The sequence below is a fragment of the Pseudomonas sp. PsB genome (genome assembly GCF_043658375.1).
Lineage (GTDB): Bacteria > Pseudomonadota > Gammaproteobacteria > Pseudomonadales > Pseudomonadaceae > Aquipseudomonas > Aquipseudomonas putida_Z.
Window position 1 is genome coordinate 16569 of the sequence record NZ_JBIGLU010000028.1, and the last position, 13166, is coordinate 29734.

The 13166-nt window shown below is 65.9% G+C and carries 10 protein-coding genes; 4 read left to right on the plus strand and 6 right to left on the minus strand.

All coding sequences use genetic code 11. The features are described from left to right. Positions 1–18: 18 nt before the first annotated feature. Positions 19–1035: an FAD:protein FMN transferase gene (locus ACGLHT_RS24165; RefSeq protein WP_274078806.1), complete on the minus strand. Its 1017-nt coding sequence runs from the start codon at positions 1033–1035 to the stop codon at positions 19–21. Between the two features lie 251 nt (positions 1036–1286). On the opposite strand from ACGLHT_RS24165, the gene rsxC reads away from it, so the two are divergent. After that, a complete protein-coding gene (rsxC, locus tag ACGLHT_RS24170; protein ID WP_274120689.1) occupies positions 1287–2687 on the plus strand; it encodes an electron transport complex subunit RsxC in 1401 nt (466 codons plus the stop codon). Continuing rightward, a complete protein-coding gene (locus ACGLHT_RS24175) occupies positions 2684–3634 on the plus strand; it encodes an RnfABCDGE type electron transport complex subunit D (RefSeq protein WP_274078804.1) in 951 nt (316 codons plus the stop codon). Before rsxC ends, ACGLHT_RS24175 begins: the two co-directional genes overlap by 4 nt. Positions 3635–3676: 42 nt before the next feature. On the opposite strand, the gene ACGLHT_RS24180 is transcribed toward ACGLHT_RS24175, so the two are convergent. The 5 genes from ACGLHT_RS24180 to ACGLHT_RS24200 all read right to left on the minus strand — a co-directional run bounded on the left by ACGLHT_RS24180 (position 3677) and on the right by ACGLHT_RS24200 (position 9199). Further along, a complete protein-coding gene (locus ACGLHT_RS24180; RefSeq protein ID WP_025338877.1) occupies positions 3677–5212 on the minus strand; it encodes a DHA2 family efflux MFS transporter permease subunit in 1536 nt (511 codons plus the stop codon). Then, on the minus strand, positions 5209–6402 hold the full coding sequence (locus ACGLHT_RS24185) for an HlyD family efflux transporter periplasmic adaptor subunit (RefSeq protein ID WP_025338876.1): 1194 nt from the start codon (positions 6400–6402) through the stop codon (positions 5209–5211). The genes ACGLHT_RS24180 and ACGLHT_RS24185 overlap by 4 nt, the downstream gene beginning before the upstream one ends. A 30-nt stretch (positions 6403–6432) precedes the next feature. Then, positions 6433–6906 (minus strand): MarR family winged helix-turn-helix transcriptional regulator, encoded by a 474-nt coding sequence (locus tag ACGLHT_RS24190; protein ID WP_025338875.1) that lies wholly within the window; start codon positions 6904–6906, stop codon positions 6433–6435. A 244-nt stretch (positions 6907–7150) separates the two neighbouring features. Beyond that, positions 7151–7786: a response regulator transcription factor gene (locus tag ACGLHT_RS24195; protein ID WP_274120690.1), complete on the minus strand. Its 636-nt coding sequence runs from the start codon at positions 7784–7786 to the stop codon at positions 7151–7153. Positions 7787–7792: 6 nt separating this feature from the next. Beyond that, a complete protein-coding gene (locus ACGLHT_RS24200; protein ID WP_274120691.1) occupies positions 7793–9199 on the minus strand; it encodes a sensor histidine kinase in 1407 nt (468 codons plus the stop codon). 195 nt (positions 9200–9394) lie between these two features. Between ACGLHT_RS24200 and ACGLHT_RS24205 the strand changes: the two genes are divergently transcribed. After that, positions 9395–11017, plus strand: a complete 1623-nt coding sequence (locus tag ACGLHT_RS24205; protein WP_075045019.1) for an acyl-CoA synthetase — start codon at positions 9395–9397, stop codon at positions 11015–11017. Between the two features lie 135 nt (positions 11018–11152). Continuing rightward, complete coding sequence (locus ACGLHT_RS24210) at positions 11153–12922, plus strand: acyl-CoA dehydrogenase C-terminal domain-containing protein (RefSeq protein ID WP_274120692.1); 1770 nt, start codon at positions 11153–11155, stop codon at positions 12920–12922. The last annotated feature ends 244 nt before the right edge of the window (positions 12923–13166 follow it).

The following is a 13166-nucleotide window of genomic DNA, read 5'->3' on the forward strand; positions in this document are numbered from 1 at the left end:
GAATGACCTTTCCTGCTGCTACTGCCTGGGCGTGCCCTGCTGGGGAAACAACGTCTCGAATCGCGGCGTCGCCCGCGCAACGAAACCCAGCCCCTGGTGCATGATGAAGTAGGCAGCTATTTCATGCCGCTCGGCGAAGGCATAGCCTTCCTCCGGGCCGAGCACCATCAACAATGTATCGAGGGCATCGGCACGCAGCACCGAAGGGTCGACCACCGACACTGCCGCCAGCGCGTGCTTGACCGGCCTGCCGACACGGGGGTCGAAGGTGTGCGAGTAGCGCTGGCTACCTTCCTCGAAATAGTTGCGATAATCGCCGGCGGTGGCAACGCCGTAGCCATCCAGGGCGATGGCGCGCTCCACTTGCTGCTCGCTCCCGCCACTCGGTACCTCGAGGGCGATGCGCCAGGGCGAGCCATCCGGCTTGCGGCCGACGCCCTTGAGTTCACCGGTGATCTCGACCAGATAGGCCTGGATACCCAGGGCCGCAAGCCTGTCACCCACCCGGTCCACTGCATAACCGGCGAGCATGCTGTCGAAATCCAGCTGCGCTGCCACATCCTTGCACAGCTTTTCTCCATCCAGGTGCAAGTGCTGCAGGCCTACCCGTGCCTGCTCTCGCGCCAGTGCGCTGGCGTCCGGCACCTGCCTGCCGCGTGACTGCGGGCCGAAGCCCCAGAGGTTCATCAATGGCAGGACCGTCAGGTCGAAAGCCCCGCCACTCTCGCGGAACAGGGACACACCGTACACCAGCAAGTGCTGCATCTCTTCCGGCACCGCCTGACAGGCGCCGGCCGGCAGAGCGTTGAAACGGGCAACCACGGAATCGCCGCGCCAGTTGGAAAACTGCTTGTCGAGCGCCTCGAGAATCCTCTCGACTTCGGCCTTTACCTGCTGCGCGCCGGGCGCCTGCGCGGTGGGTACGTACTGGATCGAATACGTGCTGCCCATGGTCGGCCCGCCAAAGCGTTCGATCCTTTCGCCGCAGCCATACAGCAACGTCACCAGCATCACCAGCAGGCTTGCGCGCATCATTCGACACCTCGCCGACTCTGGCCGCCCGTTCGCGGCGCAGGCTATTTCACCAGAATTGCGAGATGGCAATTGGCCTACCGTTCATCAGCAAACCTGGTCAAAAACCGAACAAAATCCTCATTGAGCACTCTGATCTGCGCGGGTGATCAATCATCCCCCCTCCCTTTCCGCTTAACGTCCCGGAAGCAATAAAACAACCATGTGCATAAGCGCACAGGGGCGTTCTTTGCCCAAAAATTGGAGGACAGTAAATGTCTAGCCATTCGTTGCAGAGCGTCGAACGCCTGCAGAGCCGCATCCGCGCCCAGCGTCAGCCGCAACAGAAAACTTTCTGGCGCCGTCTGCTGGCCATCGCCTCATCCTCTCAGCGTAGTTGGCATGGAGGGATCGAGCTCAGGGGATACAAGGAACTGTCCAACGCCAACCCTGTTGCCCCCGTCGCAATCGGAAAAATCCAGCTGGCGATCCCCCTCGGGCGGGGTCGGCGGTTTGTCCAGCCTTGCGTGCAGCCGGGGCAGCATGTGCGCAAGGGCGAAGTGATCGGTATTGGCGACAACACCACCGCCTGGGTGCATGCCAGTACCTCCGGCATCGTGGACCGGATCGATCACGTCTTCGCGGCCGACTCGGCCGAGCCGGTCATGGCCGTCATCCTGAACGCAGATGGCCTGGATGAGTGGCTCGAGCGCCCGGCGCCGAGCCTGCCGCAAACGCCAGAGGCGCTGGTCGAGCGCGCCTTGCAGATGGGCATAGTCGGCCTTGGTGGTGCGGGTTTCCCGACTGCCCTCAAGCTGGCCGGCGCACAGCAGCCCGATCTGCTGCTGATCAACGGCGCCGAATGCGAGCCCTTCCTTACCTGCGATGACCGCCTAATGCGTGAGAATGCCGAAGCGTTGATCGAGGCCGCCGACTATGTCGCCGCGCTGCTGGGAATAACGACTACCCGTTTCGGCATCGAAACCAACAAGCCGGAGGCGATGGCCACGTTACGTGCCGCCGCTCGCCAGGCGCGCACCCGGGTCGAGATTTGTCCACTTCCGGAGCGTTACCCGGCAGGTGGGCAGCCGTTGATGATCAAGAGCCTCAGTGGCCGCAACCTGGCCCCGGGGAGCCGCCCCGCCGATATCGGCGTGCTGGCGCTGAATGTCGCAACCCTCTACGCACTGGGCCGGGCCGTCTTCCAGGGCGAACCACTGACCAGCCGCGTGCTGACACTGACCGGTGACTGCGAGCGCCCGGGCAATGTGCGGGTGCCGGTGGGTTACCCGGTCAGCGAACTGCGCGCGATTGCTGGCGCGTCCTCCACTGGGCAGCTGACCCAGGTCGGCGGCCCGATGATGGGGCAGCCGCTACCGGACGCCAACGCCTTCGTCAGCAAGACCAGCAGTTGCCTGATATTCGGCGCCGAGCGCTACCTGCCGGCTGCTCGCCCCGCCAGCAGTTGCATTCGCTGCACGCGCTGCGTGGATGTCTGCCCGATGTCGCTCAGGCCGCTGGACCTCTACGCTGCCGCAGAACGCCTGGACAAGGCCAGCCTGCAAGAGCTGCGCCTGGACGCCTGCATCGAATGCGGCAGCTGCAGCAGCATCTGCCGAAGCAATATCCCGCTGCGCGAACGCTTCCGCCAGAGCAAGACGGAGGTCCGCGCATGAGCCTGATACGCCACCCCATCCCGCAACGACTGCGCACGGTGATGCTGCTGGTCGTCCTGTGCCTGCTGCCGGGCACCGTCCTGTATGCCTGGCAATTCGGCGTCGTGGTCTGGTTGCAGGCCTTCTGGTGCGTGCTGTTCGCCCTGGGCTTCGAAGCCGCCCTGCTGCGCCTGCGCGGGCATGACGTACGCAAGGGTTTGAGCGACCTCAGCTGGCTGGTGCTGGGCCTGATACTGGCTCGGGCATTGCCGCTGATGGTGCCGTTGTGGATGATCGCCCTGGCCAGCTTTGCCGCGCTGGCACTGTGCAAGCACGCCAGTGGAGGCCTTGGTCGCAACCGCCTCAACCCTGCGATGGTTGGCCTGGGGGTGGTCGCCATCTGCTTCTACCAGCAGTTGTACCCCGCGCCATCGAACCATGCCCCCTGGACCGCAGCCCTGGACGCCAAGGCGGTTCTGCTGCAACAGCTACAGTTGGCGCCACGCCTTGAACTCGATGCGTTCGCTGGCGCCACTCAACTGGCGCAGAACGAGTTCACCCATGTCACCCACAACCTGTCGGGGTACGGCTACATTGCCGGCGGTTTGCTGCTGGCTTCGCTGCGGGTGATCCGCATCGAGATTCCGCTGGCGATGATCGCGAGCACAGTATTGCTGTGCATGGCCGCCGGCCACAGCCTGCAGGAAGCCGTGTACAACCTCAGCCTCGGCGGCTATCTCTTCACCGCCTTCTTCATCGCCACCGATCCGGTCACCAGCCCCGATACCCGCGCCGGTCGCATCCTCTTCGGCGTGACCGTCGGCACGCTGACCGAGCTGATTCGCGAATTCGGGCTGTACGCCGATGGCCTCTGCTTCGCCGTGCTGGCCGGCAACCTGCTGGTGCCGCAAATCGACCGGTTGGTGCTGCGCATGCAGCGGCCCTGGTACGCAGCAGCGAGTGCCTGACCTGGCATCTGGCAAAGAGCCCGGGCCTTGTTCTGGCCCGGCTCAATGCCCTGCCGACGCCGGCCCCGCCTTGGCGGTAAAGGGCGGTTTGGCGAACCACACCAGCAGGATCAACCCGGCAAACACCCAGGTCATCAGGGTGAAGTAGTCCACCGTCGACATCATGTACGCCTGCCCGTTGAGTATCTGCTCCAGCTGCGCATAGCTCTGCGGGCTGGCCCCGCCCAGCTGCTCCAGGGTATGCCGCGTGGCCGGGTCGAACTGGCTGATGTGTTCGCTCAGGTAGGCATGGTGCTGGTCCGCCCGGCGAATCCAGATCCAGGTGGTCAGCGACGCCGCGAAACTGCCGCCCAAGGTACGCAGGAAAGTCGCCAGGCCCGAGCCATCGGCAATCTGCTGCGGTGGCAGGTCGGACAGCAGGATGCTCAAGGTCGGCATGAAGAACAGCGCCACGCCAATGCCCATGAACAGCTGCACCAGCGCCACATGCTGGAAGTCCACCTCGCTGGTGAACCCGGCACGCATGTAGCAGCTGCTGCCGATCGCCAGGAACGCCAGCCCGGCCAGCACACGCAGGTCGAAGCGGTGCGCGTACTTGCCCACGAACGGCGACATGAGCACCGGCAACAGGCCGATCGGCGCCACCGCCAGGCCGGCCCAGGTAGCGGTATAGCCCATCTGCGTCTGCAGCCACTGCGGCAGGATCAGGTTGATGCCGAAGAACCCGGCATAGCCCCCTACCAGCACGATGGTGCCGACGCGGAAGTTGCGGTGCGCGAACAGGCGCAGGTTGACCACCGGGTGACGGTCGGTCAGTTCCCAGATCACGAACACCGCCAGGAACACCAGCGAGATCAGGCTGCCGACAATGATGAACGACGACTCGAACCAGTCCAGGTCATTGCCTTTGTCCAGCACCACCTGCAAGGCGCCAACGCCGATGACCAGCGTCAGCAGGCCGATATAGTCCATCGGTTGGCGGCTGGTGACCACCGGCCGGGTGCGCATCTGCTGGCGCACCACGGCGGCGGCGAACAGGCCGATGGGCACGTTGATGAAGAAGATCCACGGCCAGCTGTAGCTGTCGGTGATCCAGCCCCCGAGAATAGGCCCGGCAATCGGCGCCACCACCGTGACCATCGCCAGCAGCGCCAGGGCCATGCCGCGCTTGGCCGGCGGGTAGACGGCGATCAGCAAGGTCTGGGTCATCGGGTACAACGGCCCGGCCACCACGCCCTGCAACACGCGAAAACCGACCAGTTCCGGCATCGACTGGGCAATACCGCACAGGAACGAGGCCAGCACGAACAGCAGCGTGGCCCAGATGAACAGCTTCACCTCGCCGAACCGCCGGCTGAGCCAGCCGGTCAGCGGCAAGGCGATGGCGTTGCTCACCGCGAACGAAGTGATGACCCAGGTGCCCTGCTCGTAGCTCACCCCCAGGTTGCCGGAAATGGTCGGCAAGGCCACGTTGGCGATGGTGGTGTCGAGCACCTGCATGAACGTCGCCAGCGACAGGCCGATGGTGGTCAGCAGCAGGCTCGGTGGCGTGAACTGGGCAGCAGCGTTGTTGCTCATCGCTGGGCCGTCTTGCCGGTTGCGCTGTTTTCGTGGATCAGCCGGGCGATCAGGTTGTCGGCTTCGACCAGCTGGCGGTCATACACCTGGGTGGTGTAGCTGGCCTGCTGCGGTGGCTGCTGGGCCAAGGCCGGGCCGCTCTGGTCGTGCAGGTCGACCTCGACCACGGTGGACAGGCCGATGCGCAGCGGGTGGTCCTTGAGCTGGTCGGGGCTGAGGTGGATGCGTACCGGCACGCGCTGGACGATCTTGATCCAGTTACCAGTGGCATTCTGCGCCGGCAACAGGGCGAAGGCGCTGCCGGTGCCGGCGCCAAGGCTGTCGACCGTGCCGCTGTACCTGACCTCGCTGCCGTACAGGTCGGCGCTGATCTGCACCGGCTGGCCGATACGCATGTCGCGCAGCTGGGTTTCCTTGAAGTTGGCGTCGATCCACACCTGGTCCAGCGGGATCACCGCCATGGTCGCGGTGCCCGGTTGCAGGCGCTGGCCCAGCTGCACGGTACGCTTGGCGACGTAGCCGGTGACCGGTGCCACCAGGGTGGTGCGGGCATGGTCGAGGTAGGCCTGGCGCAGGTCGGCGGCGGCGGCCATCACCTCGGGGTGCGAGGACACCACGGTGTCATCGACCAGCGCGCTGCTGGTGCTGAGCTGCTGGCGCGCACTGTTGACGGCAGCCTCGGCCACGCTCAGGTCATCGCGGGCATGGGACAATTCTTCTGCGGCAATCGCACCGCTGTCGGCCAGCACCTTGCGCCGGTTGAAGTCCTGGCGGGCCTTGCGCAGCTCGGCCTGGCGGGTTTCCAGCTGCGCCTTGAGCGCGTCGACGTTGCTGTACAACCCGCGCACCTGGCGCACGCTGCGCGCCAGCTTGGCTTCGGCGGACTGCAAGGCCACCTGGCTGTCGGCCGGGTCGAATTGCAGCAATACCTGGCCTGCGTGGACCAGGTCGCCGTCATCGGCACCGATGCTGGTGACGGTGCCGGTGACCAGCGGGGTGATCTCTACCACGTTGCCGTTGACGTAGGCATCGTCGGTGCTTTCGTGCCAGCGCCCGACCAGGCTGTACCAGGCCCAGGCACCAACGCCGGCAAGGATCAGCAGCAACACCAGGCCAAGCAGCCAGGCCTTGCGCTTGCGCGACGGTTCGGGCGCGGCGGAGGGAGTCGGGGTGTCTGCGGGAGTGGCCATGACAATACCTTGGATAATTCGTGACAGGGTTCAACGATCGCCGAAGCGGCGGATCGTCAACGGGTCGCCGGCAGCGAGCAGGACCTTGGCCAGCAGGCCTTCCAGGGTCTCGAGCTCTTCGGCTGCCAGCGCGCCGCACAACTCGTTCATGGCTGCCGCGCCGATTTCCGGCAGGCGGTCAGCCAGGCGCTGGCCATCGGCGGTAAGGGCCAGGCGCACCTGGCGGCGGTCGTCGGCGCAGCGGTTGCGCACGATCAGCTCCTTCTGCTCGAGGCGGTCGAGCATGCGGGTCATCGACCCGCTGTCCAGGCCCAGGTAGCGGCACAGCTCGGCCGGGGTGTCCACCTGGTACTGGGTGACGATGATCAGCACCTTGAACTGCGCGGCGGTGACGCCTTCGGATTCGAGGTGCCAGTCGAGAATGCGGTCCTTGAGGATCGCCGCGCGGCCAAGCAGCATGCCGATGGCGCAGGTCTGGAAGTTTTCGGGGGAGAAATGGGCCATCGGAGGCTGCTCGGGTAATTGTGTAAAAATATTACTGCCTAGGCAGTGAATGTCAAAGCTTTGATTAGGTTGCTATGGAAAATTTCATGATTTCTGCCCCTTGCGCTGCCCCTGTAGGAGCGGCCTTGTGTCGCGATGGGCCGCAAAGCGGCCCCGGCAATTTCTGCTGGGGCACAAAACCTGGGGCCGCTTCGCGACCCATCGCGACGCAAGGCCGCTCCTACAGGCCATGCGTCAAGGCCTGCTACGGTGTTCGCAGGCTCAGTGCCTCCACCGCCCCGCAGGCAATGGCCATGCCCACCAACTCCGCCAGGCTATCGGCCTGCAACCGCTTCATCACCCGCCCCCGGTACAGGTCCACCGTCTTCACGCTCACCCCCAGGCGCTCGGCAATCTCGCGGTTGCTCAACCCTTGGGCCAACGGCACGAACACGTCGCGCTCGCGTGGGGTCAGCCCGTCGATGCGCGCCTGCACCCGGGCCAGCGCCTGGTCGTCCTGGCGTGCCCGCCCGGCGCTCTCCAGCGCAGCCTGTACGCTGTCGAGCAGCAACTGGTCGTTGTAGGGCTTTTCGATGAAGTCGCAGGCGCCGGCCTTGAATGCCCGCACCACGATCGGCACATCGGCATGGCCGCTGACGAAGATCACCGGCAACCCCAGGCCACGCTCGCGCATCGCCTGCTGCACCGCCAACCCGCCCAGCCCAGGCATGCGCACATCCAGCAGCACACAGGCCGGCCCATCGTCGACGCAGGCGTCGAGAAACGCCTGCCCGCCGGCGAACGGCAAGGCCTGCAAGCCCACCGACTGCAGCAGCCACACCGTCGAGTCGCGCATACCCTGGTCATCATCGACCACATACACTTTCGCTTGCACCGCCATCTCCCCTTATCCCCTGCTGACCGCCAGGCGGCAGCACAGTACCAGACCGCCATTGTCACCGGCACGCGCCCACAGGCTGCCGCCAAAGCCCTCGATCAGGCTGCGGCTCATGCTCAGGCCAAGGCCCAGGCCGTCGGCCTTGCTGGTGGTGAACGGCGTGAAGATTTCATCCAGGCGCTCGGGCGCCACGCCCGGGCCCTGGTCGACCACCTCGACCAGCACGCCATCGCCATCGCGCGCAGCGCCCAGCAGGATACGTGACGGCCGCTCGCCATGCTGCTCGCGGTTGGCATCGATGGCGTTGCGCAGCAGGTTCAACAGCACCTGCTCCAGCAGTACCCGGTCGGCATACACCAAGGGCAGCTGCGCGCTCATGCGCAACTCGACCACCACCTGGTCACGCGCGGCTTCCCAGGCGCACAGGCGCATGGCTTCGCCGGCCACCTCGGCCACATCCAGCGCCTGCAGGCGGCGCGGCCCCTTGCGCAGGAAGGCGCGCAGGCGGCGGATCACTTCAGCGGCATGGGTGGCCTGTTCGCTGATGCGTTGCAGGCCCTGCGCCACCCGCTCGCGGGCCTGCGGGTCGCGCTCCAGGCCCTGCAAGTAGCGCTGGCTGGCATTGGCATAGTTGACCACTGCGGCCAACGGCTGGTTGATCTCGTGGGCAATGCCCGAAGCCAGCTCGCCCAAGGTGGCCAACCGGGCGCTGTGCGCCAGGCTTTCCTGGGCTTCGATGCGCAGGGTGATGTCGCGGGACACGCTGACCACCTCCACCACCGCGCCGGTGTAGGTTTCGCGGATGGCCCGGCTGGCGATTTCGAACCAGCGGTAGCCGCCTGCGGCCTGGCGCACCCGGCAGGTCATGGTGTGGTAGCCGTCCTGGTCCAGGGCGGCGGCGGCCTGGCGCAGCACCTGGCGGCGCTCGCGCGGGTGCAGCAGGGTGTGCACGGCCATGCCGCGCAGTTGTTCAGGCCACAGGCCAAGCAGGCGGAATGCTGCCGGCGAAGCATCGAGGAAGCGGCCGTCGGGGCTGTGCCGGGAGATCAGGTCGGTGGTGTTCTCGATGATCAGCCGGTACAGGCGCCGGGCGCGGCTGGCCTCGCGTGCGCCATGGCGCTCGTCGCTGGCGTCGCGGCAACGCGCCAGCACCTGCTGGCCCTGGTCGTCAGGGATGAAGCTCCACAGCACGATGCGTTCGCCGACCTGCACCTCGACATCGGCGATCGCCCGGCGCTGGCGCAGGCAGGCGCGCACCAGGGCGGCGCAGTTGCCCGGCAGCCAGCTGGCCAGGGCCGGGCCTTCATCGACCCAGGCCTGCAGCGCCGGGTTGAGTGCCAGCGGCCTGGCATCGCCGGCCAGCATCAGGCTGGGTTGCGGGTCCTTGGCGAGCAAGGGATAGGCAGTGTTGTCCACGGTAGGCGGCTCGTTGTTATAGTAGTTTTACTATATTGCTATAGTCGATATTCCTAATACCATAGCGACTCGCGTAAAACTGCGACAAGGGGGAGCGGCCCACCGTCCGCCTCCCTGCACCCTGAACAGAGCTAACAATCAGCCACCGGGGGTCAAGCGCACAGGTTGTGCCTGCCTCCCCTACAGGATTACCGCATGTCGATCTATGCCCAGGGCCTGATGCCCGCTGCCGTCAACCATGTCGCCCTCACCCCGCTGAGTTTCATCGAACGCACCGCTGCCGTATACGGCAACTACCCGGCGGTGATCCACGGTGCCATCCGCCGCAACTGGCAGCAGACCTACCAACGCTGCCGACGCCTGGCCAGCGCCCTGGTGGGCCGGGGTATCGGCCGTGGCGACACCGTGGCGGTGATGTTGCCCAACATTCCGGCCATGCTCGAAGCCCATTTTGGCGTGCCCATGACCGGCGCCGTGCTCAATACCCTGAACGTACGCCTGGACGCCGAGGCCATCGCCTTCATGCTGCAGCATGGCGAGGCCAAGGTGCTGATCACCGACCGCGAGTTCCACAGCGTCATCGAGGCGGCCCTGGCCTTGCTCGAGCACCCGCCATTGGTGGTGGATGTGGATGACCCGGAGTACGGCGAAGGCCGTGCGGTCAGCGAACTGGATTATGAGGCGTTCCTCGCCGAAGGCGACCCGGACTTTGCCTGGGAATGGCCCGATGACGAGTGGCAGGCGATCTCGCTCAACTACACCTCCGGCACCACCGGCAACCCCAAGGGCGTGGTCTACCACCACCGTGGCGCTTACCTGAACGCCCTGGGCAACCAGATGGTCTGGGGCATGGGCCATCGCCCGGTGTACCTGTGGACCCTGCCGATGTTCCACTGCAACGGCTGGTGCTACCCATGGACCATCACCGCGCTGGCCGGCACCCATGTGTTCCTGCGCCGGGTCGACCCGCAGAAGATCCTGACCCTGATCCGCGAGCACCGGGTCAGCCACCTGTGCGGCGCGCCGATCGTGCTCAACGCCCTGGTAAACATGCCCGAGGCGGCCAAGGCGGCCATCGAGCACCCGGTGCAGGCCATGGTCGCCGGCGCCGCGCCACCTGCCAAGGTCATCGGCGCCGTGGAAGAGATGGGCATCCAGGTCACCCACACCTACGGCCTGACCGAAGTTTACGGCCCGGTGACCGTGTGTGCCTGGCATGACGAATGGGATGAACTGTCGCTGGAAGAGCGCGCACGGATCAAGTCCCGCCAGGGCGTGCGCTACCCGACCCTCGACGGCCTGATGGTCGCCGACCCGCAAACCCTCGAGCCGGTGCCGCGCGACGGCGACACCCTGGGCGAGATCTTCATGCGCGGCAACACGGTGATGAAGGGCTACCTGAAGAACCCCGAGGCCACCGTCGAAGCCTTCCGTGGCGGCTGGTTCCACACCGGTGACCTGGCCGTGTGGCACGCCGACGGCTATGTCGAGATCAAGGACCGGCTCAAGGACATCATCATTTCCGGTGGCGAGAACATCTCCACCATCGAGGTCGAGGACGCCCTGTACAAGCACCCGGCGGTACTGGAAGCCGCGGTGGTAGCGCGTCCGGATGAAAAATGGGGGGAAACCCCGTGCGCCTTCATTGCCCTCAAGCCGGGCCGCGAAGACACCCGCGAAGCCGACATCACCAGCTGGTGCCGCGAGCACCTGGCCGGGTTCAAGGTGCCGAAGACCGTGGTGTTCGGCGAACTGCCCAAGACCTCCACCGGCAAGATCCAGAAGTACGTGCTGCGCGACCGGGCCAAAGCCCTCTGAACCCGTAGCGGCCTCTTCGCGGGTAAACCCGCTCCCACAGGTACAGCAATGTGCTCAGGTTTGGCGCGATCCCTGTGGGAGCGGGTTTACCAGCGAAGAGGCCAGCCCAGATTTCCCACTTTTCAAGAGCTACCGATGACCACCTACACAGCCCCCCTGCGCGACATGCGCTTCGTCCTGCATGATGTGTTCAACGCCCCGGCCCTGTGGGCCCGCCTGCCTGCCCTGGCCGAGCGCATCGACGCCGATACCGCCGATGCCATCCTCGAGGAAGCAGCCAAGGTCACCGGCCAGCTGATTGCCCCGCTCAGCCGCAACGGTGACGAGCAAGGCGTGCGCTTTGCCGCAGGCGAAGTCACTACCCCTGACGGCTTCCGCGAGGCCTGGCACACCTACCGCGAAGGCGGTTGGGTCGGCCTGGGCGGCAACCCCGAGCACGGCGGCATGGGCATGCCGAAAATGCTCGGTGTGCTGTTCGAAGAAATGCTCTACGCCGCCGATTGCAGCTTCAGCCTGTATTCGGCGTTGAGCGCCGGCAGCTGCCTGGCGATCGATGCCCATGCCAGCGAAACGCTCAAGGCCACCTACCTGCCGCCCCTGTACGAAGGCCGCTGGGCCGGCACCATGTGCCTCACCGAACCCCATGCCGGCACCGACCTGGGGCTGATCCGCAGCCGCGCCGAGCCCCAGGCCGACGGCAGCTATCGCATCAGCGGCAGCAAGATCTTCATTACCGGCGGCGAACAGGACCTGACGGAGAATATCGTCCACCTGGTGCTGGCCAAGCTGCCGGATGCACCCACCGGCGCCAAGGGCATCTCGCTGTTCCTGGTGCCCAAGTACCTGGTCGACGCCGATGGCCGCCTGGGGGCGCGCAACGCCGCCCATTGCGGCTCGATCGAACACAAAATGGGCATCAAGGCCTCGGCCACCTGCGTGATGAATTTCGATGGTGCCGTCGGCTACCTGGTGGGCGAACCGAACAAGGGCCTGGCGGCGATGTTCACCATGATGAACTACGAGCGCCTGTCCATCGGCATCCAGGGCATCGGCTGTGCCGAGGCGTCCTACCAGAGCGCCGCCCGCTACGCCAATGAACGCCTGCAAAGCCGCGCCGCCAGCGGCCCGCAGGCACAAGACAAGGCTGCCGACCCGATCATCCACCACGGCGACGTGCGGCGCATGCTGCTGACCATGCGCACCCTCACCGAAGGTGGGCGGGCGTTTGCCGCCTACGTCGGCCAGCAGCTGGACCTGGCGCGCTACGCCGAAGACGCTGGCGAGCGCGAGCATGCGCAGCGCCTGGTGGCGCTGCTGACGCCGGTGGCCAAGGCGTTCTTCACCGACAACGGCCTGGAAAGCTGCGTGCTCGGCCAGCAGGTGTATGGCGGCCATGGCTACATCCGCGAATGGGGCCAGGAGCAGCGGGTGCGCGACGTGCGCATTGCGCAGATCTATGAAGGCACCAACGGCATCCAGGCCCTCGACCTGCTCGGGCGCAAGGTGCTGGCCGACGGTGGCCAGGCGCTGGCCAGCTTTGCCGCCGAAGTGCGGGCCTTCAGCGTGGATGCGCCGCTGCACCGTGAAGCCCTGCAAGCGAGCCTGGCGCGGCTGGAGGCCACCAGCGCCTGGCTGCGGGGGCGGGCCGGCGAGGATGCCAACCTGGTCAGCGCGGTGGCGGTGGAATATTTGCAGCTGTTCGGGCTGACTGCGTATGCCTACATGTGGGCGCGGATGGCGGCGGTGGCATTGGCCAGGCGTGACGAGGATGCCGCGTTTCATGGGGCCAAGCTTGCGTGTGCGGAGTTCTTCTTCCAGCGGGTCTTGCCGCGGGGGTTGGGGCTGGAGGCCAGTATCCGGGCGGGTAGTGGCAGCCTGTATGGTTTGGAGGCGGCACAGTTCTGATGAGCCGCTGGGGGCGCTATGCGCCCCTTTCGCGACACAAGGCCGCTCCCACAGGTATCGCACCAACCCATCGGGCAGCGCTGTACCTGTGGGAGCGGCCTTGTGTCGCGAAAGGGCTGCGCAGCAGCCCCAACGATTTCAGCCTGAATTTACCTGCGCGAAGGGTTCTCAAACGCTGAAAAACCATCACCAATCCGACGAAAACCGGCACAACTGATAGTCATTCGCCATTACCTCGGTTCTC